Origin of the sequence: Alkalihalophilus pseudofirmus (assembly GCF_029094545.1) — a bacterium.
Classification (GTDB): domain Bacteria; phylum Bacillota; class Bacilli; order Bacillales; family Bacillaceae_D; genus Alkalihalophilus; species Alkalihalophilus pseudofirmus.
On record NZ_CP117835.1, the window covers coordinates 2,050,699 to 2,075,397 of the forward strand.

Consider the following 24,699-nt stretch of genomic DNA (forward strand, 5'->3'; position numbering starts at 1 on the left):
TTGACAAACTATTAGCTGGTTTAGTTTAAATGACATTCTTTACTTAGGACACGCCACTCTTCTTCAACTTTGAATTGTTCTCCTGTAAGTTCGAATATATAATTCTGTAGTTTTGCAGTTTTAAATAATTCCGGAAAAATTTCTTGAGTATAGTTTTCGTGTAAACATGCGCTCTCCCAACCAGTAAACACAAGAAAACCATTACTTTCCCTTTGTAAGAAAGCGATTGTTCCTCCAAGCATCCCTTCGGACTCTATCATCCCTATATTCCAAACATTTTTTTGCATATCTATAAAGTTCTTAAGTTGGTCTTCTTTCACTTGTGTCAATGTCACACGTATATATTGACAATCTTTTAAAATATTAAGAATATTATCTTCTGAGCCTGGCACCTTTAGTTTCTCATCATATAATGTCACATCTATTGATTCATAAGTGTTTTCCTGGCCGGAATTGACAAAGATTTGATCATGTTGCCCTTTCATAAACTGTTGATAATCGACTTGATTCTCCCAAAAAGAATAGATCCATGCAGTTAATGGTTGTTTGATACTCCATCCACCAATTTGGCCTAAAAAACCTTTTACCTTACTAAGATGTCCCCATTGCTTTTGATATTCTTGAAATGCTTCTCTTTGATCATCTTTAACAATACATGAAATTCTCTTTATAATCATTGACCATAACCTCCAAAAACTTATACTGAATTTATTGTATAACCCGATAACTCGAAAAACCTTATTACCACATAAGTAAAAAGGAAAGCAAGGGGAATTATATTGCCCTTATCACAAGTTAAATTTTCGCACCCTTTACTTTTATTACAACAAGAAGAAACGATCACCCTTTATTGATCAAGCGCACCCGTTTGTTTAAGTACAACATTTCACAATCTTTTCTTAAAAGTAAAAAATACGACCAGCATCAGAAGAAACTCCCTCGTTAGTAAAGTAAGTATAAAATACAATTTAAAAGATACAATTTTTGACAACGTATACTGATATGATATTATTAATTTAATGATTAGAAAAGATAACATCATATTAAACATATTTGTTGGTACTCACACTATAAAGAAAGGGAGTGTTCAAGTCATGAAAAAGAACATACTTATGTTCTTACCTAAAGGCTATGGATACTCGACTGCTGTATTTTTTTAGATATACAGGAATTGGTGAAGTCTGTCTAATTTAAGAAAATAAGCAGAAAAATTTATAGTAAGTGAGGTAATATTATGCAAAAAATCACTAGGAAAAACCCTGAGTTTATGCCAAAACCAGTGGGCAACTACAGTCATATCACTAGAGTGCCAAAAGGTGCGGGTTTATTTGTAACATCGGGACAAATAGGAACAAATATGGATGGAAGTGTTCCTTCAAATTTAAACGACCAAATCACAAATACTTTTTCAAACATGAAAAAGATTCTTGAATCAGAAGGCTTAACTGATGAGAACGTTATCAAGGTTAATATATGGGCCACTGAAGAAATCGATTGGGATTATTTAGATTCTCTGTGGGATGAGTTATTTGGAACTGCATACCCATCTATGACAGTTGCCTATATTACTGCATTAGGATTGCCTGAATTGAAAGTTGAAATTGAACTATGGTGTGCTGAAGTTTGACATAAAAGGAACAGTGATAAACTGTTCCTTTTTTTATTTCTACTCTTGTTTTAATTCAACAATCCTGCCCTTTAGTTTAACATTAATTTCCTTTTTATTGACAAAGAAAAAAGCATCCCTTATTGAAGGAATGCACCCGTTTGTTGAAAAAATAATTAATAATTCAACTAAAATCCTTAAAAATATATAGTTTTTTTCGTTATAGTATTTGTACTATAAACGCTCTACCTGACCAAACGATAAATAATGAAATATGAGTTATTCATTAAGCTTTTCGGTTAAACAGTGATTTAAGAGGATAATATTCACTTTTTATAGTAGAGTTTTTTATTAGTTTTATCCAAATTAACCATTAAAACTTTAAGTATATTAATTCTTCTTCTCTTTTCTCAATTTATTAAATCCTAATAAAGCTATAAGTATTGAAATAACAAAGGTTATTATTACATATTTCAGCCCTATCTTATCTCTAAATAAATTGAGGAACATCGCAAAAAAGTTAATAATTAACGCCAATCGGAAATAAGCCTTTGAACTAATTTGTATCACCCTCACAAACTAAAGTTAAGTTATTATACCCTTCTGACCGTTCCTTCAACAGGATAAAGGCGCTAACCTTTATTAAGCTAACGCTACCGTTAGCTTAATATCTTAAATTTCACCTTTTACAAAAGGAGAGAACACAGAATAAGCAGACCAAATAAAAACTATCCAAAAAGTAATAGAAGTTATACGTTCGGTCAATAGTGGACTTCTTTTAGATAAGATATAAGTCCGAAACAATGTATATAGACAAAATAGTAAAAAAGATAAACCAAACCAGAATACACCAACATTCCCTAAATATGCTATATCTGCACTTTCGTATATGTTACTTAATACATTTTGAGTCAAAAGGAATCCCACAACTAAGAAAATGATTATTTCAACAAATGTAATAGCATACATCTTCCAAATACCCAAAAAGTTCACCTCCCTTTCTTAAATACTACCAATACTACCATTAAAACCCACAATCATTCTTAAAGTATTCTGCTCCGTTTCTTAAACAAATGGCGATAACCTTTTATTCAACTATCGCACCCGTTCGTATTATAAGGTCAGCCAGATTTTTCTGGTTGACCTTATTTTGTTTCATCTTATCATTACGGTAGCCGGGGTAGAACGTCCGCACCCGCGGGACATAGATCCCGTCAACTAAACAGTTCACCCCCTACTTGTAGTAACATGTTTGAGGCTGGTAAGGTGAAAGTCAGGTCCAAGCATTTTTAAGTAAAGGCAAATCCTATCGTAAGAGTTTTAGTGTATTACATGATCTTGAAGGATTGGCTCTATTGCTAGAGTTTCTTCAAGAGGTAGAGGGTGTCTCAGGAATAAGACCAGTGGTGGTTCTTGAAGCTACAGGACATTACCATATACCTGTTGTTCAATTCTTAGAGACCACCAGTATCTCTTGATCATTGTTAATCCTCTGATCTCATACCGAGCTAAAAATTCAAGTCTGCGGAAGGTTAAAACAGATGCCATTGACGCCCACCACCTCTGCGAGCTGTATTATAAAGAGGATCTAGAACCATATAAGAAGCGTGGTATTCAAATATTAAATCATCGGAATCTAACGAGGCGACATGACAATATAACTTGTATGTACGTCCAAACAAAGCTCCAGTTCCAAGCTGTTTTGGACCAGATATTTCCCCAACACAGAGGAGTATTTGGTGATTTGTATTCGGTAGTTTCGCTACTCACGCTCAGGGATTTACCTTCTTCTGAGGACATATTAAACGTTAGTGAGTTGGACCTAACTAATAGAATAGCCGATTACTGTGCAAGTCGTTCCGACAAATGGGCTAGACAAAAAGCACAACAACTTAAAGCTGCGGCAGCACGAAATCCATTTACAAGAACACTTTATCAGTCTCATATTCTAAGCCTTGGGTTGTACATTAGTATGCTTCTTCAATACAAAGAGCATCTATCCAAATTAGAAACGGAAATAGATGCCCTCGCACATGAAATTAAAGAGTACCACCTACTCCAATCGATCCCTGGTGTCGGAGAGAAGATCGCTGGAACGATCATTTCCGAAATCGGAGAAATCGATCGGTTTAGTCACCCTAAAAAATTAGTAGCTTTTGCGGGTGTAGATCCGAGTGTCTTTGAATCAGGTAAGTTCTCAGCCACTATTAATTGAATTACCAAGCGTGGTTCGAGCAGGCTTCGTCACTCTTTGTATACGGCTGTTCGTTGTGCAATACGAGATAAGCGTATGCAGAAAACAACTGATGAAATACTCCCACGCAATCAAAAAATGAGAGAGTTTTACGATCGTAAACGTGAAGAAGGAAAGCCTTATAAAGTAGCTATTATTGCCTGTGTGAATAAGCTCTTACATTGGATTTTTGCCTTACTAAAAAACAAAATACCTTTCCGAGATGTAGTTTAATAGCTATATCTAACTAAATAGCCCAAAACCTTCCAAGTGATATAAAGTGGTAGGTTATTTGGTGTTCTCAATTTTAGTATATCATGTGCAAATTAAGATTCTCATTGAAAAATGTTGATAAACTATTAGCTGGTTTAGTGCAATAAGGCTACCCTTAGTCCTCCAAGACTCGCTACGAGCGAATGGCTAGTTCTTACTCGACGGGAATCCCACCCGTTATATGATACGACCTAGGCTCTGCCGCTAGCAAAACCGGCCCTCCACCCCTTGGATAGGCATGGCGATACGATGTACATCAAATTCATCAAATAACTTTATGACTAAACTACTCACGGCTTCTGTTGCATATCCCTTCCCTGAAGCTTCACGTTTATTTTCATCATACCGTAAATGGCGATGTCGTCTAATTGTGTTTCACTATATAGACAAAAACCAAACCGCCTATAATGGCTAATATTCCTTTTATGTTCAGTATCTAATGCAATCCCACGAGAACGATGATCTTCACGAACTTGTTTCATGATATGCTGCATTAACTGACCGCCAACACCATATCCTTGTCTGGATGGCATTACGCCAATCATGATGAGGTAATGCAAGGGCAGCTTCGGAACATTTCTTCTGGATACCTTCATATAACGATTCAGCTTGATGACTGTCTTCAACGATAGATTTTTCAGAAGTTGAATGACCCTACCGACTAGCTTAAGTCCACCAAAAATCTTTTGAGTTCCTTTCATATGTGGCATCTCGATGATGTACGCTCCAATGAGCTTGTCTTGATCATAGATGCCCCATATTTCTTCTAACAAGCAAAAGCTTTTATCAAAAAGAAAGGCAACAAACGCGCAAGCACGCTCCTCAAATTTTTGATCTACCTCACCATCTTTAAATAAATAATTGAATAATGGATCATTTTCAAATGATTTTGCCATGAGTTGAACAAAACATGGTTTATCCGACCTATTTAACCTTCTGATATGGTCATCTCTGCTCATCAATGACGCCCCCTACTCCCGTACCTTCTAAAATGGTTGACACTAAAACTGAACAATACTTTGACCATAAAAAGCATGCTGACAATCAGCATAAAAGCTTCCATTTCAAGCATTGGCATCCATGCTACCCCTAGCGACAATAACAAACCAGCCACAAAAACTTGGTTTCTACCTTCGATGGATTGAATGGTAAATGCACAAATAATCGTATACATCCAAACCATCAAAACTGAAAAAATAGGTATATGAAGCAGCACTGCAACGAGCAATATGTGAACATGAATAGAGATGAAGACGAAACGTTTCGTTTTTCTCTTTGCGTAGTAATCATTTGTAGATTGAGTGAAATTGGCGATACACCCTGAAAATATATCAAACACGAGAATAAAGGCTAGTATACTACGCCACAGTGGAAGGTCCATATACATGTTGGGGTACAAGTAAAACAACACTGTAGATAACGTCACTCCAAAGAGTAAGATCACGATGATGTGCAGAACACTTTGTCTTTCTCCAAAAACCTCATGAAAAAAATCCGGAATTTCTATGTCTCTCATTTATTACCCTCCCACAACAAAATTTATGTAGTATTTATACATAATAAGTATAAAACTATATATCAATATATGCAATAATTTTATAGCATGTGAATTGAAATACTCTAAAACTTGAGATAAACTGAACATGAGGTGGTATCGTATGGATGGATTTGAAAAAAGAAAAGAAAAAAAAATGAAGCAGATATTTTCTGCTTCACTTGATTTGGTTTGCCAATATGGATTTGACAAGATCAGTGTCAATGAGATCGCCGCTAAAGCCCGCGTTTCTCCCGCCACGATCTATAACTACTTTGGAACGAAGGAACAACTTTACCATTCCATGCTTCATGATTGGGTAGATTCTAAAATACATGAATATGATGTCATCCTTCAATCGGGCAAATCTTTCAATGACAAGATAAAAGACATCATGACACTGGAAGCTCATAACCTCAGACTTTTGGCTAATATGAGTCAGAGTCAGAGTCAAGATCCTGAACCTGTTCATTTTTTTCTTAGTGGTGTGGAAGAGAAGTTAGAATCCTTTTTTCATAGACTGGTTCATATAGGAAAAACAGAAGGATATATTGCAAAAGGTTTTTCGGATAAAGTCTTATTAAAACACTTCAAACTATTTTTTTATGAAATCAGTGAACACATAAGCGTTCATGGTAAACGGGAGAATGATGAAGAAATGGATCAACTACTTCAATTATTTTTCTACGGATTAACCCCCAATCAAGTAATCAAATGAGAATGAATGATCGAATAAAAAAACGCATTTCGACCTTTTTGTAATCATGTATATGGTGCACTCTCCAGGATTATTATATTCAGTTCACTTCGCTGATTAAATCGACGTTGTGTTAATCAATGGAGAATAGCTCGTTCGAACGGCTATTCTCCACACTCAGTGTAATGTTTCCCCCAAAATGGACTGCTTAATTTCCTTTTGTAAGACAAAGAAAAAAGCACTCCTTATTGAAGGGGTGCTACCCGTTAGTTGTAAGAAGAAACTCCTTCTCACAACAATTTATTTCTTCTTACTTGCACAACAAGTATTCTGATCTTTCACTTCTTCGATAACAATTTTGCAACAATCTTTTTTTTGATTAACATCACTTCCAAATAACTTCTTAAGTTTATCTAACATACGATCCCCTCCTCTCAATAATATCGATACATCTGTGTTTTAAGTCGTTCTCGATTTCTTTCGGCTTGCTGATTATACATTACTTGTTCCAATTGCTCTTTTGAATGACGGCAGCACTTGACCACCCAAAGACCTCCTTTCGCTAAGTACCGTTTCACTTTTTTAAACATCTAAATCCCTCCTCGTTAAAGTAAATAAAAGACAAAACCGCTAATCGTCGACATGGTTAAAACAGAGAGAACAAAAACAACAATTAATGATTGATGAAATTAGATTTCAATAAGACCAACTCAGGTAGACTTGCTCCAGCTGAACTAATCATCATTGCCATGACTGGACCCATTGCCATTCCATTTGCTATCAATACTTGTGAAATGGGGATCATACTAGATAAACGGATGTATAATGGGATGCAAATGACTGCTGCGATCGGAATCAACCACCAGGCTTCTCCTCCAAAATACGAGCTAATAAATTCGGTTGGCACTAATCCGTGTATGATGGCTCCAATGAATGCTCCGAGCAACAAAAACGGATACACAGACTTCATGAGAGAAATGGTTTCTTGCCAAGCTCTTTTAAATGAAAACCGTTGATCATCTTGCTTGTAACCACTCATCATTACTTGCTTTACAGACTTTTCAAATCCAAGCTTTTCTAAGGTCAACCCGATGATTAACGACAAGCTGCTTGTAATCAGGATATAAATCAGCGTGACTTCCCATCCCATAATCACGGTCATAATGGTTAAGATCGTTGGATCTAATACAGGGGAAGCAAATAAGAAGACCATGACAATCCCAAATCGAACACCGTTTTTGAGTAAATTAACTACCACAGGAATCGTTGAACAAGAACAAAATGGTGTCATGAATGCAAAGAGTAATGCGATGATTCCTCCTACGATCGGATGCGATTTTTTTAATCTGTTTTCTATCTTTTCATAAGGTATGTAGCTTTGAACGAGATTCAGTAGAAAGGAAATACCGACAAATAACACGGTTAGTTGTAATCCGATCCAGAAAAAACTTTCTAAGACTTCAACCATCCTTATCACCTCCAATTAATCAATTTTTTTTGATGTATTATGTAAAGAAGACGTCCAACTTATCCTTTGGAAGCTGGACGAAATAAGCAACATAACTGTTCAGATAGTAAATGATCGACTGTTTTCGTATTGATGGAATAGTAATTCCACGTCCCTTTCTTTTCCTTCTGAATTAGCTCTGCATCCAATAAAATTTTAAGATGATAGGATAATTTTGATTGCGGTAATTCAAGTAGATCTGTTAAATCACACACACAACTTGAGCCTTGTTGACAAAGGATCGAGAGTAACTGAAGTCTTTTTTGATCCGCTAATGCTTTGAATCGTTTTTCATAATAACTAAAATCGGTCGGGGTACTGAGGCTATCTATAATTGGTATTTCTAGTTTCATGTGATTTCCCTCCTTATTAAATCAAATTTATTTGATGAATTAATCATACATCCAAATTTTAGTAAGGTCAAGTAAATAAATCAATTTTTTTTGATTTATATCATGAGTGTACTCAGGATTGGTACACTTCACCAATTACTGCTAATTAGACCTTTACAAAATTGCAAGTATATATAGTATCTCCATCTTATAAGTCCACTTGTAGAGCAAAAATAATGAATTAAGCCTACATTTTATGTACTCGAAATCATTGGCTGTGCATTGATTCAATGTAATAATCATCACTTTTTTCCTTATGTGAATTAAAACTTTTCTTCTTAAAGTCTACTGCTCGTTACTTCAACAAGAAGAAACGATTACTCTTTATTGAGCAATCGCAACCCGTTTATGAAACAACTTAAACTCTATTTAAATGTGTATCTTTGAAATCAGTTGAATATTTAAGACCGTATCCAATGGCTCTATCCATTCCTATATGGGCTGACCATATTAACCCTATTGCCAACACCAACTGATTAGTTAGGAGTAACCCTACTAAAACAATAGTAATAGACAAACTATAAGTATGAAAAATATTATAGCAACGTGCCCCAACTTTACTGTTTACTAAATACCCTAACATAGAAATATCAGGTGCTAATAATAAGATAAAAAACATAACCCAACTGTACTCATTAACCCAATAAAAATATACACTTAACACTAAAAACGCCAGCCCTTCAATGTGTAACATACTTTTATTCAACTCTTTTACCCCTCTCTTTTTAAGGTTATGCTATTTTAATTTATAACAAAATGTACATCATCTCTTTCCTTTTACAATATTTTAGAAATAGCCTATTCTATTAAGCTCCCCTGTTAGGACAACAAGCGATAATCCATTGTTAAATGAATGCACCCTTTACTTTAAAAATACTTTAATTTTATCTGGCAAGTTTATAAACACCAAATACAAATATTGTTTGAATGAAGAGAAAGAGCAAGGCCCCAAAAATAGTAAGGGTTAAGAATCTCAACATATATATGTGGATAATAGAATTAACCCCTAAAAAGAAAACCCCAATTAGAATACCACTAATTATCCCTAGTGATATGTAAGCAGATGTCAAGGTTAAAATCCCTTTAACTCCCATCATATTAAACTTATTAAACACAATACGTTCAATAACAAAAGACAACATTACACCTAGTATAGTAAAAATAAAAAAGATCGGTACAAAATTGAAAGCGAATATACCATTGAAAGGATAGTAATAAACATCCGCTATTCTTTCAGCTACTGGAGTGTATGCTCTCCATGATACATATAAACTAAAAATTACTGATGAAACCATGGCAGCAATTATTTTAATTAAAGTAAGTTTGGAACCTCTATGCTGCATTTTATTGACCTCTTTTCTAAATCTGTATAATTTACCCAATTTCATTATTATAGATTTAACCTCTAAAAGTTTAATAAAAATAATCCAATTCCTTATTGTTCAAACCTGCCCTGTTCCTCGCATAATAAGGAAGGGCGATAACCCTTAATTAGCTATCGCACCCGTTAATTGAATAAGGTAATTACTCATTTCTAAAGTCGAATTTCTCATTTGGTACATCTAATGTATGTCCGTTTATCACTACTGTATCATTATCTGTCCAAGTAATATTTGCATTATCTTCTCTATAATTCCAATATATATTTTTAGTTTTTTTATTTCCTTCATTAAAAACTAATTCACCACGAATAGAGTGTGATGTTGTTGCACCTCCATTGGTGACATATGCTTTTAAGATATATTTTCCGTCTGATGAAGTCTCTTCTGTAAGATATTCTCCTATTGGTAACCTGTTCATATCATAAAATGCCCAATAAACTCCATAACCGACCAATGCAATAAATAATAATGAGACAATCACAAACCATTTAAATAATTTTTTCATTGAAGTCTCTCCTCATAGTTATTCAGCTAAACTGCTCCGTTACTTTAAGTGAAATCTTTAACAATATTTACATTTATTTTACCATGAAATGTCCAACTAATTTGAAAAAACAGTTGCTTACTAGAGGTCAAAATACTTTGTTTTAGCACGTAGGAAGCACCTCATAAAGTTTTATGCTGTCTTCGTGTCTGTATGGATACTGATATGCAAATTCGTATGCTTAATTTGTTAAAGGATTGCTATAGCAACAACAAAGAGGACACCAATTCGTTTGTAAATGATGTCCTCAATACGCTTGTTATTTCATTTTTTCTCTCTAGTTAAACAGAAGACATTACTGTCTAAGCCAGTCTTCTATATCATATTATTCACTTGCTAACATCTGCACTGCTGTTTCATGCATTTCTTTTAAGCCGGACACTTCAGCATACTCGGCAACGGTTAGGCCGCTTGTCGTTAATAGCTCGGTTATATGCTCCTCCATTTTTGACCACGTTCTGCCTCCTGCATTGTCGTAGGCAGCTAGGATCTGTTGGAGCCCCTCTTTACCAAACAGCATTTGGTGCGACATAAAGTCTATTGACACATCTCCTATTCCAACTTCGGTCCAGTCAATAAAGCCTGTGACACGCTGGGCTTCATCTATTAAAATATGGCCGGGATGCATATCACCATGCCTTACTCCCACATGCTTTGGCCAAAGTGAATCGTCACTAAGCCACGCCTGCCATCTTTCCCATTTGATTGAATTCACTTCATAGGTTTGCTTCACTCTCTCCATACGCTGTTTCATTGACGCTCTTAACTCACTTGCTTCAATGATCTCGATGCCGGTATTCTTAAACGGAGCTTCAGGCAAATTATGCAGGTTTGCCAAAGCTTTTCCTAGTGTCTCATAATAACTTGCAGGTACATTCTTTTCATCGAAGCTCCAGACATATACTTGTACCTCCATATCAATGGTCGCTGCTGGCATTCCTTTCAGCTGTTTATAGGCAATGAGATCATCTGAGTAAATCGACCAGTCTGGGACTTCAAAGCTTGCCTCTTTTTGCATGATGTCTAATGCTTGTTTCTCTTTCTTGGCATGTCTCATTGATTCTGGTCTTCTTGGCACTCTAAGAATCCATTTATGACCGTTTTCGTCTTTGGCGTGTGCGACCTGAAAGTCTACACCTGATTCATTGATTTTTATTGAGTCTTCTAAAATAGATAATCCATTTTGCTCGGCTAATTGTTTAAGTTTACGTGTATTCATGTTTGTTTCCTCCTAGTGGTTTATTTGATAAAGGATCTGGTCATAAAAAAACACAGACGGGCTTCTGGGCTTCTGTCTGTGCGTTAGAGTAAACGAGGCGACCACAAATAGACGACTCAATTATCAAAGCATACGAAAAAAAGACAGATAGGTATCTGCCTTCTTCACGTCAAAAATGTACATTTGTCCGTAAAGGATTATTAAAAATGTGCAGACTACTCCCGTTTACTCTGCTTTTTATGAAAACAGAGCCTTTGAACTATGAAATTACTTCGTGTTCAAAGTTTCGTGGCGTAATCTTCCTGCATGCATCATTTTTAACAACCCTCCTCTCATTAGTTACTATCTACTATACGTTAGTAGTGCAATTATTTCAACGTTAAATTCTAACGGATCCGCGGAATCCTCGTGCGCCAAAATAAGAATCAGCTCCATTATGATAGACAAAAATCGTGTCATAACGGCGGTCACAGAATAAGGCTCCGCCAAGATCTCTGATATGGCTAGGCGTCATAACCCAGCTGGATGTCTTTTTATCAAATTCTCCTAACGTTTGAAGGTAGCGGTACTCCTCTTCTGTTAAAAGGTCAATACCTAGTTCCGCAGCTAAATCGATCGCACTTGTTTCTGGCTTATATTTCTTTCTCGATTCTAATGCTTCACGGTCGTAACACACACTTCTGCGGCCTTTAGGGCTTTCTTTTGAACAGTCATAAAAGATGTATTCGTCTGCTTCCGCATCATAAGCAACAACATCCGGCTCGCCTTCTGTTTCTTCCATTTGAAACAGTGTCCAAAGTTTATCCGGGTGAGCGTCGATTTTCGCTTGGACCTCACCCCACTCAATTCCTTCATGACGGTTCATATGTTTCTCAAAGCGTTTTTTTAATTTTGTTAGTAATTCCTCACGTTGTTCAGCCGTTAATTCCTTGTTTGTTGTCGTCATTAAGAGAGCTCCTTATCTTTGTTTAATGGTGGTTACTAATAATGTAACATGAAATGGTTTCATCTACACGGTCTCTGATAAGATCATTTGTTTTGGTTCATCTTTTATAAAGGTACTCTCGTTAATTTCGTTGATTTTAGGAAGGTTTCTCGTTTGTTTGTCGATAAGCCAGCCAAGTCCGACAAATAGAACAATGATTCCGCTTAGGGCAATCACATATTGGCTGCCGATATACACCCCTAGCACCCCGCCTGCCATAGAGCCGAGTGGCAGTGCAATACCTGAGACACTATAGGCTGCAGAGAACACGCGCCCTAGCAGCTTTTTAGGGATGCCTTTTTGAAGAACGGTGTTAATGAGAATGTTGGTGATTCCGCCTGGCAGCCATGCTAAGCCGTAGAGAGTGACAACAAGCCATGTCCATGGACTGAAAATTGCAACCGACCATAGAACCCCGCTCACCATGAACGCATAGGCATATACCTTTCCCAGCCCAAAACGCTCAAGCTTCAAGTACGGGGTCAAAAGAGCACCGGTAAGGCTTCCGGCAGCTTGCGCCATAAGTAGAAATCCATATATCTCTACCCCGCCTTTATAGTCACTGAATGCGGGTAGAACGACGAAGGTTGCGCCACCGACAAGATTGATCCCGATGACACCAATCAGCAGTTTAGATAAGGTTTTGTTGAAAAGGACACTTACTCCTTCTTTTAACTCACTTGCGTACGTTCGTATGAAGGTTTGGAGACTTTTACTTTCCGTGTTCGTTTTCTTAGGAGCTGCCGGTACCCTTAAGAATGAAAACAAAATGGCTCCAATCAAAAACATCACAGAATCTAACACATAAATGGATACCGCCCCAATCGCTACAATCAACACACCAGCAATCGCGTTACAGCCGATTTCGATTCCTTGATAGGCCACGGTAAAATACGAATTTGCTTTTGTTAAATCGTCATTTTCTACAAGGGAAGGGAGTGCGGCCATTTGGGCTGGATACACAAACATATTTAACGTCGTAAGGATAGGAGAAATGATTAATACGAGCGTCACAGTCAGAAATCCATAGTAGGAAGCGACAGGTATGATGAGTAATAGAAGTGCTTGTGTGAGCTGTGTCGTGATGAGGAGTTTTCTAATAGGAAGACGGTCAATAATCGGCCCTGCGAGCAGCTGAATCATTCTAGGGAGAATCGTTAAAAAACCAGCAAGGCCGGTATAAAATGTCGAGCCGCCTAGATCATATACGAACCACATCGCGGCAACAGCATATAAGCTGTCACCTACATTCGTTAAGATACGGCCAAAAAACATGCAGGCAAAGTTGCGATTTAAGAACAGCTTCATTCCTCTTCCCCCTTTGGTTCAGTTGAGACGATTTTCACGCCGATACTGAACTCTTCTGTTTTCTCGTCTGCTTGAGTGTGGGAAGATTTCTCGACCCATGATTCCAAAAACTCCAAAAATTCTTCCTGCAGATTTTTACGCTGCTTGGCAGTCAGTTCTAAACGAATACTGATGAGCGAGGAATCACGTGAATTAAATCCATCTTGTAAAACGGGATCCATTGCGCCTCCTGGTGAATTAAACCGGCTGGCTACAGCTTGGTAGTACTTCTCCACCACTCCGCCAAATGGCTTCTCTTCCACTAGTTCAACCAGACCACCTTCATGCAGCTTCTTCAGGTGATAATGCACATTTCCTGGCGAGTGTCCAAGTTGTGTGGCTACTTGCTTCGATGTTTTCGGTGTATCTAATAGCTGCTTCATGATTTTTACACGGAGAGCGTTTCCAAGTAATTTCGCCTGTTCCACTGAGATGTCGAGTGATTTTTTTTGGTTTGACATAATCCGTTCTCCTCTCGATCTAATAAATTAGATCATCAATCTGTAAAATTAGATTATCATATGCAGGTGGAGAGTTGCAAGTGATTTTTGGAATAAACAGTAAAATAGGCAGCTTGCTTAATGCCGGCCTCCGCTTTTATGATGAGAGGTTGTTAATTGTATTATTGCGGCAGGTTATTGCGTCTGTTGCTCGAGTTATTGTGCGGCGCTTCGGCTTAATTGCGTTGGTTGAGCGACTAATTGCGTCAGTCGGCTGGATATGCGTCAGTTCAGTGAGGAAATATATAGACTTTTGATATAATTGCGTCCTCCCTGCCTGCTCTAACTCCCTCTATGGTCTCAGGCTTTATTAGTACGCTTTTAGGCGGTTCTTACTTACTTTATATGTCATAGATTTTTCACATGATTCTGTTTCGATTTTTAGTATGGTAGTTGCTGGGAGTATTAACAGAGAAAAGGAGAGAGAGAATGATGAAAAGGAAATCTATTTACCTATTAGTCGCTGCATGTTTGGCATTAGCGGCTTGCGCAGAACAAACAGAAACCGAGCCTGCAGAAACAGCACCAACAACTGACTCCACGGAACCTAGTGATGAATCTCAAGAGGAATCTACTGAGGAACTTACGGAATGGTCTTATGACGGGGAATCTGGACCTGAGCATTGGGGTCATTTACACGCTTCTTACTCGGCATGTGTTGATGGCAGTGAACAATCACCCATTAACATTGATTTAGCTGAAATGGAGGAAAGTCAACAAATAGAGGAGATTGATATTCAATACGAGCCTGCTTCTTTTTCACTCGTTAATAATGGACATACGATTCAAAAGAATGCAGTGGATGAGAATAATGCGATCACGTTAGATGGGCAAGAATATCAGCTTGTTCAATTTCATTTTCATACACCAAGTGAACACCAATTTAACGGGGAGCATTTTGACATGGAGCTGCATCTTGTACACCAAGATATTAATGGGAATCTAGCAGTCTTAGGTGTGATGATTGAAGAAGGTGCGGAAAACGAAGAATTAGCGCCTGCATGGGGAGATCTGCCGGAAGAGGAGACGGAAAATGACATTGCTTTAGTGGAGCCTATCAACCTTCAAAACCTCTTGCCTGAAGACCAATCCTCATTCCATTACAACGGATCACTAACGACCCCGCCATGTACGGAAGAAGTAAAATGGATTGTATTCAAAGAGCCGATTCAAAAATCAGCTGAACAAATTCAAGCATTCCAAGAGATTTATGAAGAGAACCACCGCCCGGTTCAGCCTTTGAATGAACGAGGGTAAACCATTATATAAGGTATTATATTTAAATCATTAAACGAGAAAGAAACCGATCTTTTTTATTTAAAAGGTCGGTTTAATTAGTTTTACGCGCTTATTCTTGTACTCGAATTTTCGTTTTTGTTTCCAAATAATTTAGTGTCCAATGCAAGCAGTTTGCTGCCACTAATAACAAGGGCAGCTGCCATTGCCAATAAAGCTATGTCTAATTCATAACCTGCTGCTTCTGTACCCATGAAACCGAGTGGTAATTTGACCATAAAGATCGCCCCTAGCATGACGAATCCAATTAATGCAGAAATCATTCTAGTTCCAACTCCTAGTAATAAGGCAATTCCACCCACAAGTTCAATGATCGCAACAGCATAACCGAAAAAGCCCATAATACCAATACTTTCAAACCATCCAGCTACGTTACCAAGCCCCATTTGAAACTTATCAATCCCGTGAATTAAAAATGTCACTCCTAATACGACACGAATAATAAATAGACTTACTTCATACTTTTGTTCCACTGTTCATTCTCCTCTATGTTTCTTATTTTCTTACTAACTCCAATGCAGCTTTCTATTGTTTAGCTATTAACCGAATGTGATTGCCTGAAGGGTCTACAGCTACAGTAGAACCGTCGTCTTCTTTTACGGTTGCTCCGATTTCTTTTAACTGTGAAATGATTTGATTTCTCTTTTCCTCACTTGAGAGCATAAGATCAAATGATTCGAGTCCTACACTATTTAGCGGCGGTATCGGAGCCCCTACGCCGGCCCACGTATTTAACCCGATATGATGATGGTACTTTCCATCTGCTATGAAAAGCGCCTGACTTCCGAATCGATTGACAACCTCAAAGCCAAGACCCTTGATATAAAACTCTTCAGTCTTTCTTAATTCTGATACATGTAAATGGATATGGCCCATGACTGTTTCTGATGGAAGGCCTTTCCATTGCTGCTGTTTATGCGTTGTTAAAAGATCAGGAAAATTTAACGGATCAACTGCCATTTGCACCTCTCCATTGCTCCAGCTCCACTCTGATGGGTCTCTGTCTACATAGATCTCAATTCCGTTTCCATCTGGATCAGATAAATAAAGAGCTTCACTTACTAGGTGGTCAGAAGAACCTAACTGTACGTCATGTCTTACAAAATGATGAACGATCTGAGCTAAGTCTTCTCGCTTTGGCAGAAGGAGCGCAAAGTGATATAAGCCCGTCGTTCTTGCTTGTTTTGGAATAACTTGTTCTGGCTGCTCTACTGATAATAATGCTGTCGTTCCATCCGTTGTAAATACAGCGGATCTTGGCGTTTGGTTTAGCACTTTAAACCCAATCACTTCTTTATAAAAAGCAATAGAACGGTCTAAATCTTGTACTTTAAGGTTTACTTGACCTACATATGTAGTAGGCTCACGATGAAAATTCATTATAGTTACCTCCTGAAAATGATTAAATGACAACTTGTTTTATAAGTAGCTTACTTTATGTAAGTTAGTATATAATTATAACTATATGACGTCAAGTAACTTTTTGATATAAAATAATTTTATTATTTCTCGATGCAGTTTATAATATGTGAAGTGAGGAGTTGATTGAATTGGATAAGTCAATTTGTCCTAGATTTGAAAAAGCTATGGGTTTAATGAGTCAAAGATGGACAGGTTTAATCATTTACCAGCTTCTAACTGGTCCACAGCGTTTTTGCAGTATTGAATCGGCAATCGGTGTCAGTGGAAGAGTCCTTTCAGAAAGGCTAAAGGACCTTGAAAACGAAGGGATTGTAAAACGAGAAGTGTTTCCAGAAACTCCTGTTCGAATCGAATATTCTTTAACTGAAAAAGGAAATTCACTTGAGCCTTTCATGCGAGAAATGGAAAAATGGTCACAAGACTGGTTAGAAGTGTGATGTAGGAGATATATTTCTTAAAGTATAGTTGAACATAAAAAAATAACCGTCTAATGAGGCGGTTATTTTTTACTGGTGAAAGCGACAAAAAATTAGCGGAACGAATTAAGTTTCAGTCTCTCTTTTTATTTTTAAGATACAATTATCTTAAAATCTACAGGGGTAAATAGAATAAGGTTAATCATTATTGTTATGAGCGGAAGCAGAATAGCTAGAGCGTTGCAGGTGAGTGCAGCAACAGCCAATGCTCTTCCCCGCTGTGCAGTGTAATGAATTTCTCTCAAACTTAAGAAAGCAAGGATGAAACCGATACTAGCTATGGCGATGCCCGCTAAACTAAAATAACCGATAAACATGGCGGTGATCCCAAAAGTAAGTGATACGATAGATTTTGTGTTCAGGTTAATATCTTTAGATGGTGTGATGGATGGGTTATTCAATGTTTTCTTCCTTTCTTATATGAAGCCTAATCTATTAGGTGATAATGATTGCATATATTCGTCTACAGGTCTTTTATTTTTTACAATGAGTATTTTATCTTGTAACGAAGCATATTTCTTAAAGAATCTTGGCTTTGCAACATCCTCAAAATACTTGTTCCATTTAAACATATTAAATAAGATTTCTTTGGTTGGTTTATAGTTTGATGGTTCAATTCTTAATTTCTGTAACAAATATCTTTTTAGTACTGGGTACAATCTTACGTGGTTAGCTGTATCCAAAAATATGACCAAATCCGCATTGCGAAAACTAGTATCAACCCATTCTTTCGTGTGTACTCCCTCAATAATCCACTGGTCTGATTGAACGAGGGTATGTAATAAGGCTGCACACTCTTTCTCTGTCCGCCTTTTATCTCCTGAAGGGCTTCTCTCCCAAGAAACATTATCTAACTCTATATGTGGAAGATTGAGTTTTGCAGCTAACTCCCTTGCTAAAGTGGTTTTGCCGCTGCCGACCGAGCCAATAATATGTATCTTATTAATCATCTTTTACAGCCTCACTTATCACGTGCGGTGGCCTATATTTGTTACTATGGATCATTATTAAATGCCCATACTTTAAATTCGGTATTTTGCTTTTGTAGAACCCACCCTGACTTGTAATAGTACTCATTAAAGTTGGAACTAGTCGGACAGGAGACAAGGATTGGAAGATCATTGATTGTTTTAAGCATATCAATTAATAAACCTTCCCCCCGATGACTTTCACTTATTGCAAATTGGTATAAAGATATTTGCTTCTGCGTTTTCTTTCGGTAAAAACGAAGGGCCCCTACTACTTTTCCTTGATCTGTCGCAATCATCATTTGGTTTCTTCTTATGGCTGCTTTCATTCCAAGAGGGCATAAAAATTCTTCAGAATAAACTGCACTGTTATTAGTGTCAAGATGTTCATTGAAGAACTTAATCACTTCTGACCCATGTGATACGTTTGCTAAGGAAATTTGCATCGTTCTATCCCACCTTTACTTGCCTGTCAGTAAGGCCGCGCTCGCACCATTCCAGCAATGTCTTACTATTATTACCTTACCATAATTCTCCTTATTTATGGTTTTATTTACTGTATATCCCTCTTTTTTAAGAGTTAACATCAAAAAGCTTAACGACATACAGTTCGTCGTTAAGCTCACACAATATTACTTTTTACGGTATAAATACATCGTCAAAGGTGCGAATATAGCCATGATTAGAACGGAGACAAAGAGCACCCAGCCAATTTGTTCAAGTGTAGCCATCCCATGCATCAATCCACGAACAGCAGTCACTAGAAGTGAGATCGGGTTTACATCAACGAACTTTTCCAACCAGCCTGGCAGCGTCTCTGGATCTACGAATACATTACTGACGAACGTGAGCGGAAAGAGTACCATCATACTGACCATCATCAATGATTTCTCAGAACGCATGATAAGTCCAAGTGTCGTCCAGATCCATGATAAACTAAAGCAGAAAAATAACATTAAGGCGACTGCTTGAATGATCCCGATAAACCCGCCATCCGGCCTGAAGCCAAGCAGAAAACCAAGTCCGATCATAATGGCCGAGGCAATCGAGTAACGAACAGTATCAACAAGTAATGCACCTACTAAGGCTGAAGGCAGCCAAATCGGTAACGTGCGGAAACGATCAAAGATCCCTTTTCTAATATCATTATTTAAGTCAATCCCTGTATACATCGTAATTTGCGCTACAGTCATGACAAGAATACCGGGAAGGAGGAACTGTAAATATTCACTCGTGGATCCCGCAATCGCCCCTCCAAACAGATACGTAAACATAAGTAAAAAGATAATTGGAAACACAGTCACATCAAATAGCTGCTCAGGAATATGCTTAATCCGAAGCATGGCCCTTTTGGCAAAGGTAAGAGATGAAGATAAGGCACTCGGCCGATCTGGGCGTTTACTTGAGGCAATCGCATCAAGCAGTTTTGCATCTGCTCCGTTTTGTTCTTTCGTCTCTGATTGATTATTCATTATCTTGCTTCCTCACTTTCTTTCGCTTCCTCCACAGACTGATCTGTTAACGTTAGAAACACCTCATCTAGACTAGGCTGACCGAGTGAGAAATTATGTACAGCTATTTTCTCCTTCGCTAATTCACCAAGGGCCTCAGCTGCTAATGAAGCATCGGCGGCTTGAGCGGTGAGAGAAGCGGCATCGCCAGCGGGGGAAACTGTCACTTGTAGTTTTTGTGTCAGAACATCAATGGCTCTTGGACGATCTTCTGGATTAAGAAGCGATACATTCAACGTTCCTGTACCGACTGAAGCCTTTAAATCGTTGCTCGTTCCTTCGGCAATAATCTTTCCTTTATTTATCACAGCAATTCGATCCGCTAATTGATCGGCTTCCTCTAAATATTGAGTTGTTAGTAACACTGTTGTGCCAGCATTTACTAAAGCCCTCACGATATCCCACACCTGGTTGCGGCTCCGTGGATCTAATCCAGTCGTCGGCTCATCCAGAAATAACAGCTCGGGTGTCACAACGATACTCGCTGCAATATCAATTCGACGGCGCATGCCGCCAGAATAAGTCTTTACTTGTCTTTTTGACGCTTCTTCGAGGCCAAAGGCACTAAGTAATTCATTTGCACGTCCTTTTGCCTCTATTTTTGAATAACCCATTAATCTGGCTATCATCACGAGATTCTCAACGCCGGTTAAATCCTCGTCAATTGAGGCATATTGACCCGTCAGGCTAATGCGGCTTTTGATGGCCTCTGTTTCTTGAACCAAATCATGACCAAATATGCGAGCTGATCCCTCATCTGGCTGCAGCAATGTCGCAAGCATGCGAATTGTGGTCGTCTTCCCTGCCCCGTTAGGCCCTAAAAAACCATATACTGTTCCTTTTTGAATGGATAAATCTACGCCATCCACTGCTCGGTGATCCCCAAATACTTTGACAAGCCCTTTTGCTTCGACTGCTAAATGACTGGATTGTTCGAGTTGTTGTTCTTTCATATCATTCACCCTCTCAAATACTCATTCCTATTAAAACCATACTTGATTCATTCATGGAATAACAGATATTTTTGTTTCCGTGTGTATCTTCATTTTATCGCCTATTAGAAAACTTCAATAGTTAAACCATCATACCTTCAATACTTATAATTTGTATAATTGAACATTACATTTAATGTTCCACATTCCGGTTCCTTGCCTCTATCCGACAAAAACTGTATTAAAAATATCGAGTATCCAGCTTACAAGGCAGGTATTCTTATAGATGACAGGAGGGATTCACATGCTAAAACGTATGAATGATGCAATTGATTATATCGAAAACCGTTTAAATGACGAGCTCGAACCACAAGAACTTGAGAAAATCACAGGGACTTCCATCTACCACTTTCGGCGAATGTTTTCTTATTTGTCAGGGATGACCTTGGGTACCTACATTCGAAATAGAAGGCTCTCTATGGCAATGGCTGAGTTATTACGTGAGAATGTTTCCGTCACTGAGACGGCATTTAAATATGGTTACGATTCGGTTGATGGATTTACACGAGCGTTCAAAGAGTGGGCTGGATTTACTCCCTCTGAAGTGAAGAAGCATGAATCGTACAAATTGCAAGCTTTTCCCAAGCTGTCCTTCCAATTAACCATTCAAGGAGGAATAAAGATGGAATACAAAATAGTGAATAAGAATGCCTTTAAAATAGCAGGGGTTAAAAAGAGAGTCCCGATTCAGTTTGAGGGAGTTAACAAAGAAATTGAAAAGCTCGCAGAAAGTATTACGAATAAACAGTACGAAAAAATGAATGAATTGAAAAATATGGATCCGTATCAGGTAATGAACTCGTCCTATAAATTTGATGAAGGCCGTTCGGAAGAGAAAGGTTACTTAGAACACATGATTGGTGTCCCAACAACGAAAGAAGGCCCTTACGACGACCTTGAACTTCTAGAAGTGGCGAGCAATACTTGGGCAATCTTTTCTTCTAAAGGCCGTTTTCCTAAAACGATGCAGGACACATGGGCTAAAATTGCATCTGAATGGCTTCCAAGCTCCAACTATGAGTTAGTTGATGCCCCTGAACTATCGTTTGTAGAAGACTATTCAGATCTAGATAATGTGTACAGTGAAATTTGGATTGCTGTAAAGAAGAAGACTGCATTATAACTAATACAAACTAAGACGATGTCCGATTATGGCATCGTCTTTTGAAGTGGCAGAGATATATTCAATGTTTTTAGTATTATGAAGAAATCGGAATTAGATAGTTTGAAAAAGCATTATAAAGAATAAAAAGGTAACTCCGCCAACCAGAAATAACCCCCCAGCAAAATCATTAATCTTTAGGTTGTCTAAAAGCCCATTTCTATTAATAATTGCCATAGTTATATAGACTAAAACGATCCCAATTATAGGTTCAACCGTATCTTTAAATAAATACTCGTATTCAATAAATAACTCGTTAATTTGTAAGGTGATCCCTAAAAGCACTATTCCTATAAAAAATTTTAAGTGATAATTTCTCTTATATCCCCCTACTGATATCCCTTTTTTGTTAAGAAATGTGATAACTAAGATGATAATTGCAATTGATAAAATCATATTAAATTAGTAGATTTGAGGATCCACCTTTCACCTTCTTTGTATAGTTGAATAAAAAACCGCTTGATACATCTATTCGACAGTTCTGGTAACTCAAGTAAAGCCGTTTCGTTAACTTAATGAAACGCTTTACTAATTATTACTCATATTGTATGCATTCTTAATGGGATTCTATAATTTCTCTAGTAAATTGGTTTAGACAGCCCTAAAAAAACATAGGAATAAGGTACAATAAAGTTGTTGCTGCTAAAACGGTAAAAAAGATTAAGATACAGTTTAAGATAAACTTCATTGGCGGTACATATGTAGGGTTTTCTAATCGATCAATTTTTTCGTTTAATTTCTTAAGCTCTATTAATATCTCTTTATTAGTCTGTTCTGACACTTCTATCTCTCCATTCATATGTAATAATTAGTCTACTTCTAGTCTTGTCTTCTTCAAATTAAATAATGTCCTATAGTTTGCCTTTGTCCATAGCTGACCTCTCTTTCGGTATTCTCGGTTGTTAGTCAGAAGGCTTTTGTGTAGAATATGCAGTCCATACTAATACCAGCCCACGAGTTAGTAAAATGAGACCTAATAAATAGGGAAACCAACCCATAATCTCATTCATAACGATGAAAAACTTCCCAACTTGACTACCCCAACTCATAACGTGTGGTACATGCAACGCTATGGCTAAATGCATAAGTCCAAGCAGTAGTGTTCCTGATAAGATGAATACGGAGCCTAATAGAAAACCTTTTGTTTCGTTCAAATGTAACTCCCCTTTTTTAGGATGGTTTATGTATGAATTCGTTAGTACTCTATTTCCACACTTGATCAAGTTTATCAGAATAGAATTCGATTGCTTTTTGGTACAATTTAATTTCTGGATCTGAGGTTGTCTTCACTAAGCAGTTTAGCAATAGATCCATTGCTTTGTTATGTTCATTTAAATTATATAAAGTCATGGCATAAAAAGTTTGAAGTGCTTTATTATGAGGAAAATTAGATATACCATTACAAAATGTTTCTTTAGACAAACCGTATAATCCTAATGTTCGGTAAGTACTACCAAGTCCAAGATATGCTCCTTGAAGTTCCTTTTCAGGTAATCCAAGTGAAATGGCTTTTTTATAATACGGAACAGCTAGTGACTCTTCTCCCAATATGTCATAGCTCCAAGCACATTGATAATTTGTTATTGCATGGTCTGGGTGTTGACGTACAAGTTCTAAAAGGAGCTTGTTTGACTCATTATACTCGTGGTTTTGCCTATATGAGATAGCCTTCTTTATTTCTCTCTCTACTGGTTGCAGTAGAACCACCTGCCTTTCTATGAAATTAACATCCTCAATCCATTTCACTAAGATTCTCTTCAAGACATATCTGATCATTCTTAAATAGATAGGTCAGGAAAAGTATTGATTTAGCTTTTCATCATCAGTACGATTGCTTCACCATGATTCTAAACGATTCTATGCCTCCATGCTTAATACCCCTTATTTAGCTTAAACTTATTAATATTCTTCATAGCTTTAATTGCAAGATGTATTGTTCGCCTATGGGTCCAATTTTTCGTGAGCCTGTGTCGTAAAAGCCTGCTTTTTTGTACAAGCTCTGTGCTGCAAGATTTTTGTGATTTACAGCTAATACTACTTCATTATAATAGGGGAATTCTTCACTAATAAATGTCTTTAGTAATAGCATTGCTTGTTTTGCGTATCCTTTTCCTTGTTTGTCTTCAGTAATTGAAAAAGCAGTAAGCAACATACTTAGTGGATTAGAAGTATATTCTTTAACTCTATCAGTTGAATGGAGCAAGAAGAAACCAACCGGCTCTCCTTTATAATATATTCCTATCCGATATTGACCCTCTTTTACTTCTTTATAATTATCTGGTAGCGAAGTATACATTTCTTGATCTTTCGGCAGGTGAAAAGAATAAAATCCTTCCATTCCTTTATCTGATATCAGTTTTAATTCAAGCTCGTTTGTTTGATGCAAACTTATTCCTCCTTTAATGGGAATTAAACTCTTGTATTCGTATAAAAATCAATTGAATAACATACCAAGTCGGGATTGTTAGGAGATGAATTAACTTATCCTTTCAGAAAATAACTATATACATAATCTACCAACTAATTATACATGATGTATCTGAATTTAAAAAAGTATTTTTTATAGTAGATAAATTTAAAGAGAGAACTGAGTTATGCAGTTCTCTCCTTTTGTGTAGCTTATAATTGTATCTTTTCACCCACTTATTGCGTG

General features: G+C 37.3%; 28 protein-coding genes and 3 pseudogenes. 6 read left to right on the forward strand and 25 right to left on the reverse strand.

The window, feature by feature from the left end:
• Nucleotides 1-20: 20 nt before the first annotated feature.
• Nucleotides 21-677 (reverse strand): YdbC family protein, encoded by a 657-nt coding sequence (locus PQ478_RS11040; RefSeq protein ID WP_289234221.1) that lies wholly within the window; start codon nt 675-677, stop codon nt 21-23.
• 557 nt (nt 678-1,234) lie between these two features.
• On the opposite strand from PQ478_RS11040, the gene PQ478_RS11045 reads away from it, so the two are divergent.
• Nucleotides 1,235-1,627, forward strand: a complete 393-nt coding sequence (locus PQ478_RS11045) for a RidA family protein (RefSeq protein WP_289234222.1) — start codon at nt 1,235-1,237, stop codon at nt 1,625-1,627.
• 651 nt (nt 1,628-2,278) lie between these two features.
• Here the strand turns inward: PQ478_RS11045 and PQ478_RS11050 are convergent.
• Nucleotides 2,279-2,590, reverse strand: a complete 312-nt coding sequence (locus tag PQ478_RS11050) for a hypothetical protein (protein ID WP_289234223.1) — start codon at nt 2,588-2,590, stop codon at nt 2,279-2,281.
• A gap of 281 nt (nt 2,591-2,871) precedes the next feature.
• Here PQ478_RS11050 and PQ478_RS11055 point away from each other — a divergent pair.
• Nucleotides 2,872-4,073: pseudogene (locus PQ478_RS11055) on the forward strand (IS110 family RNA-guided transposase); the annotation flags it as partial.
• A gap of 282 nt (nt 4,074-4,355) precedes the next feature.
• Here the strand turns inward: PQ478_RS11055 and PQ478_RS11060 are convergent.
• From PQ478_RS11060 to PQ478_RS11070, 3 genes and pseudogenes are all read right to left on the reverse strand, one after another.
• Nucleotides 4,356-4,439 (reverse strand): annotated as a pseudogene (locus PQ478_RS11060) (GNAT family N-acetyltransferase); the annotation flags it as partial.
• On the reverse strand, nt 4,403-5,071 hold the full coding sequence (locus tag PQ478_RS11065; RefSeq protein WP_354004537.1) for a GNAT family N-acetyltransferase: 669 nt from the start codon (nt 5,069-5,071) through the stop codon (nt 4,403-4,405). The gene PQ478_RS11065 and the pseudogene PQ478_RS11060, both read right to left, overlap by 37 nt.
• Complete coding sequence (locus PQ478_RS11070) at nt 5,071-5,628, reverse strand: hypothetical protein (protein ID WP_289234224.1); 558 nt, start codon at nt 5,626-5,628, stop codon at nt 5,071-5,073. Before PQ478_RS11070 ends, PQ478_RS11065 begins: the two co-directional genes overlap by 1 nt.
• 142 nt (nt 5,629-5,770) lie before the next feature.
• Between PQ478_RS11070 and PQ478_RS11075 the strand changes: the two genes are divergently transcribed.
• On the forward strand, nt 5,771-6,364 hold the full coding sequence (locus PQ478_RS11075; RefSeq protein WP_289234225.1) for a TetR/AcrR family transcriptional regulator: 594 nt from the start codon (nt 5,771-5,773) through the stop codon (nt 6,362-6,364).
• A 584-nt stretch (nt 6,365-6,948) separates the two neighbouring features.
• Here PQ478_RS11075 and PQ478_RS11080 read toward each other — a convergent pair.
• From PQ478_RS11080 to PQ478_RS11120, 9 genes and pseudogenes are all read right to left on the reverse strand, one after another.
• Nucleotides 6,949-7,811, reverse strand: a pseudogene (locus tag PQ478_RS11080) (permease).
• Between the two features lie 59 nt (nt 7,812-7,870).
• On the reverse strand, nt 7,871-8,203 hold the full coding sequence (locus PQ478_RS11085; protein ID WP_289234226.1) for an ArsR/SmtB family transcription factor: 333 nt from the start codon (nt 8,201-8,203) through the stop codon (nt 7,871-7,873).
• A gap of 397 nt (nt 8,204-8,600) precedes the next feature.
• Nucleotides 8,601-8,948, reverse strand: coding sequence for a DUF4260 domain-containing protein (locus PQ478_RS11090; RefSeq protein WP_289234227.1), 348 nt, complete (start codon nt 8,946-8,948; stop codon nt 8,601-8,603).
• A gap of 178 nt (nt 8,949-9,126) precedes the next feature.
• The gene (locus tag PQ478_RS11095; RefSeq protein ID WP_289234228.1) at nt 9,127-9,585 is read right to left on the reverse strand and encodes a hypothetical protein; all 459 of its coding nucleotides are present in this window, start codon (nt 9,583-9,585) and stop codon (nt 9,127-9,129) included.
• 181 nt (nt 9,586-9,766) lie between these two features.
• Nucleotides 9,767-10,129, reverse strand: coding sequence for a DUF5412 domain-containing protein (locus tag PQ478_RS11100; protein ID WP_289234229.1), 363 nt, complete (start codon nt 10,127-10,129; stop codon nt 9,767-9,769).
• Between the two features lie 364 nt (nt 10,130-10,493).
• Nucleotides 10,494-11,387, reverse strand: coding sequence for a macrolide 2'-phosphotransferase (locus PQ478_RS11105; protein ID WP_289234230.1), 894 nt, complete (start codon nt 11,385-11,387; stop codon nt 10,494-10,496).
• A gap of 379 nt (nt 11,388-11,766) precedes the next feature.
• Nucleotides 11,767-12,333 (reverse strand): DUF4256 domain-containing protein, encoded by a 567-nt coding sequence (locus PQ478_RS11110; protein ID WP_289234231.1) that lies wholly within the window; start codon nt 12,331-12,333, stop codon nt 11,767-11,769.
• A gap of 63 nt (nt 12,334-12,396) precedes the next feature.
• Complete coding sequence (locus tag PQ478_RS11115) at nt 12,397-13,680, reverse strand: MFS transporter (protein WP_289234232.1); 1,284 nt, start codon at nt 13,678-13,680, stop codon at nt 12,397-12,399.
• Entirely contained in the window at nt 13,677-14,180 is a 504-nt protein-coding gene (locus tag PQ478_RS11120; protein ID WP_289234233.1) for an ArsR/SmtB family transcription factor, read from the reverse strand. The genes PQ478_RS11115 and PQ478_RS11120 overlap by 4 nt, the downstream gene beginning before the upstream one ends.
• 468 nt (nt 14,181-14,648) lie before the next feature.
• On the opposite strand from PQ478_RS11120, the gene PQ478_RS11125 reads away from it, so the two are divergent.
• On the forward strand, nt 14,649-15,476 hold the full coding sequence (locus tag PQ478_RS11125; protein ID WP_289234234.1) for a carbonic anhydrase: 828 nt from the start codon (nt 14,649-14,651) through the stop codon (nt 15,474-15,476).
• Between the two features lie 83 nt (nt 15,477-15,559).
• Here the strand turns inward: PQ478_RS11125 and PQ478_RS11130 are convergent, their stop codons facing one another.
• Both PQ478_RS11130 and PQ478_RS11135 read right to left on the reverse strand, forming a co-directional pair.
• Nucleotides 15,560-15,988 carry a DoxX family protein gene (locus PQ478_RS11130; RefSeq protein WP_289234235.1) on the reverse strand — a complete coding sequence of 143 codons (429 nt, stop codon included), beginning with the start codon at nt 15,986-15,988 and terminating at the stop codon, nt 15,560-15,562.
• A gap of 52 nt (nt 15,989-16,040) precedes the next feature.
• Nucleotides 16,041-16,895: a VOC family protein gene (locus tag PQ478_RS11135; protein ID WP_289234236.1), complete on the reverse strand. Its 855-nt coding sequence runs from the start codon at nt 16,893-16,895 to the stop codon at nt 16,041-16,043.
• 170 nt (nt 16,896-17,065) lie between these two features.
• Here PQ478_RS11135 and PQ478_RS11140 point away from each other — a divergent pair, with 170 nt between their 5' ends.
• Nucleotides 17,066-17,374, forward strand: coding sequence for a winged helix-turn-helix transcriptional regulator (locus PQ478_RS11140; RefSeq protein ID WP_289234237.1), 309 nt, complete (start codon nt 17,066-17,068; stop codon nt 17,372-17,374).
• A 131-nt stretch (nt 17,375-17,505) separates the two neighbouring features.
• Here PQ478_RS11140 and PQ478_RS11145 read toward each other — a convergent pair whose 3' ends face one another.
• The 5 genes from PQ478_RS11145 to PQ478_RS11165 all read right to left on the reverse strand — a co-directional run bounded on the left by PQ478_RS11145 (nt 17,506) and on the right by PQ478_RS11165 (nt 20,845).
• Nucleotides 17,506-17,814, reverse strand: a complete 309-nt coding sequence (locus PQ478_RS11145; RefSeq protein ID WP_289234238.1) for a hypothetical protein — start codon at nt 17,812-17,814, stop codon at nt 17,506-17,508.
• Nucleotides 17,815-17,829: 15 nt separating this feature from the next.
• Nucleotides 17,830-18,363: a P-loop NTPase family protein gene (locus tag PQ478_RS11150; protein WP_289234239.1), complete on the reverse strand. Its 534-nt coding sequence runs from the start codon at nt 18,361-18,363 to the stop codon at nt 17,830-17,832.
• 44 nt (nt 18,364-18,407) lie between these two features.
• The gene (locus PQ478_RS11155) at nt 18,408-18,827 is read right to left on the reverse strand and encodes a GNAT family N-acetyltransferase (protein WP_289234240.1); all 420 of its coding nucleotides are present in this window, start codon (nt 18,825-18,827) and stop codon (nt 18,408-18,410) included.
• 186 nt (nt 18,828-19,013) lie between these two features.
• Complete coding sequence (locus PQ478_RS11160; RefSeq protein WP_289234241.1) at nt 19,014-19,853, reverse strand: ABC transporter permease; 840 nt, start codon at nt 19,851-19,853, stop codon at nt 19,014-19,016.
• Nucleotides 19,853-20,845 carry an ATP-binding cassette domain-containing protein gene (locus PQ478_RS11165; RefSeq protein WP_289234242.1) on the reverse strand — a complete coding sequence of 331 codons (993 nt, stop codon included), beginning with the start codon at nt 20,843-20,845 and terminating at the stop codon, nt 19,853-19,855. Before PQ478_RS11165 ends, PQ478_RS11160 begins: the two co-directional genes overlap by 1 nt.
• Nucleotides 20,846-21,128: 283 nt before the next feature.
• Here PQ478_RS11165 and PQ478_RS11170 point away from each other — a divergent pair, with 283 nt between their 5' ends.
• Complete coding sequence (locus PQ478_RS11170) at nt 21,129-22,007, forward strand: AraC family transcriptional regulator (RefSeq protein WP_289234243.1); 879 nt, start codon at nt 21,129-21,131, stop codon at nt 22,005-22,007.
• Nucleotides 22,008-22,647: 640 nt separating this feature from the next.
• Here PQ478_RS11170 and PQ478_RS11175 read toward each other — a convergent pair.
• From PQ478_RS11175 to PQ478_RS11190, 4 genes are all read right to left on the reverse strand, one after another.
• Nucleotides 22,648-22,827: a hypothetical protein gene (locus tag PQ478_RS11175; protein ID WP_289234244.1), complete on the reverse strand. Its 180-nt coding sequence runs from the start codon at nt 22,825-22,827 to the stop codon at nt 22,648-22,650.
• Nucleotides 22,828-22,948: 121 nt separating this feature from the next.
• The gene (locus tag PQ478_RS11180) at nt 22,949-23,200 is read right to left on the reverse strand and encodes a hypothetical protein (protein WP_289234245.1); all 252 of its coding nucleotides are present in this window, start codon (nt 23,198-23,200) and stop codon (nt 22,949-22,951) included.
• Between the two features lie 49 nt (nt 23,201-23,249).
• A complete protein-coding gene (locus tag PQ478_RS11185; RefSeq protein WP_289236972.1) occupies nt 23,250-23,783 on the reverse strand; it encodes a tetratricopeptide repeat protein in 534 nt (177 codons plus the stop codon).
• A gap of 172 nt (nt 23,784-23,955) precedes the next feature.
• A complete protein-coding gene (locus PQ478_RS11190; protein WP_289234246.1) occupies nt 23,956-24,432 on the reverse strand; it encodes a GNAT family N-acetyltransferase in 477 nt (158 codons plus the stop codon).
• Nucleotides 24,433-24,699: the final 267 nt, after the last annotated feature.

Coding starts and splice junctions, on each gene's coding strand:
- PQ478_RS11040 (WP_289234221.1), bottom strand. CDS start 677: ATGATTATAAAGAGAATTTCATGTATTGTTAAAGATGATCAAAGAGAA.
- PQ478_RS11045 (WP_289234222.1), top strand. CDS start 1,235: ATGCAAAAAATCACTAGGAAAAACCCTGAGTTTATGCCAAAACCAGTG.
- PQ478_RS11065 (WP_354004537.1), bottom strand. CDS start 5,071: ATGAGCAGAGATGACCATATCAGAAGGTTAAATAGGTCGGATAAACCA.
- PQ478_RS11070 (WP_289234224.1), bottom strand. CDS start 5,628: ATGAGAGACATAGAAATTCCGGATTTTTTTCATGAGGTTTTTGGAGAA.
- PQ478_RS11075 (WP_289234225.1), top strand. CDS start 5,771: ATGGATGGATTTGAAAAAAGAAAAGAAAAAAAAATGAAGCAGATATTT.
- PQ478_RS11085 (WP_289234226.1), bottom strand. CDS start 8,203: ATGAAACTAGAAATACCAATTATAGATAGCCTCAGTACCCCGACCGAT.
- PQ478_RS11095 (WP_289234228.1), bottom strand. CDS start 9,585: ATGCAGCATAGAGGTTCCAAACTTACTTTAATTAAAATAATTGCTGCC.
- PQ478_RS11100 (WP_289234229.1), bottom strand. CDS start 10,129: ATGAAAAAATTATTTAAATGGTTTGTGATTGTCTCATTATTATTTATT.
- PQ478_RS11105 (WP_289234230.1), bottom strand. CDS start 11,387: ATGAATACACGTAAACTTAAACAATTAGCCGAGCAAAATGGATTATCT.
- PQ478_RS11110 (WP_289234231.1), bottom strand. CDS start 12,333: ATGACGACAACAAACAAGGAATTAACGGCTGAACAACGTGAGGAATTA.
- PQ478_RS11115 (WP_289234232.1), bottom strand. CDS start 13,680: ATGAAGCTGTTCTTAAATCGCAACTTTGCCTGCATGTTTTTTGGCCGT.
- PQ478_RS11120 (WP_289234233.1), bottom strand. CDS start 14,180: ATGTCAAACCAAAAAAAATCACTCGACATCTCAGTGGAACAGGCGAAA.
- PQ478_RS11125 (WP_289234234.1), top strand. CDS start 14,649: ATGATGAAAAGGAAATCTATTTACCTATTAGTCGCTGCATGTTTGGCA.
- PQ478_RS11135 (WP_289234236.1), bottom strand. CDS start 16,895: ATGAATTTTCATCGTGAGCCTACTACATATGTAGGTCAAGTAAACCTT.
- PQ478_RS11150 (WP_289234239.1), bottom strand. CDS start 18,363: ATGATTAATAAGATACATATTATTGGCTCGGTCGGCAGCGGCAAAACC.
- PQ478_RS11155 (WP_289234240.1), bottom strand. CDS start 18,827: ATGCAAATTTCCTTAGCAAACGTATCACATGGGTCAGAAGTGATTAAG.
- PQ478_RS11160 (WP_289234241.1), bottom strand. CDS start 19,853: ATGAATAATCAATCAGAGACGAAAGAACAAAACGGAGCAGATGCAAAA.
- PQ478_RS11165 (WP_289234242.1), bottom strand. CDS start 20,845: ATGAAAGAACAACAACTCGAACAATCCAGTCATTTAGCAGTCGAAGCA.
- PQ478_RS11170 (WP_289234243.1), top strand. CDS start 21,129: ATGCTAAAACGTATGAATGATGCAATTGATTATATCGAAAACCGTTTA.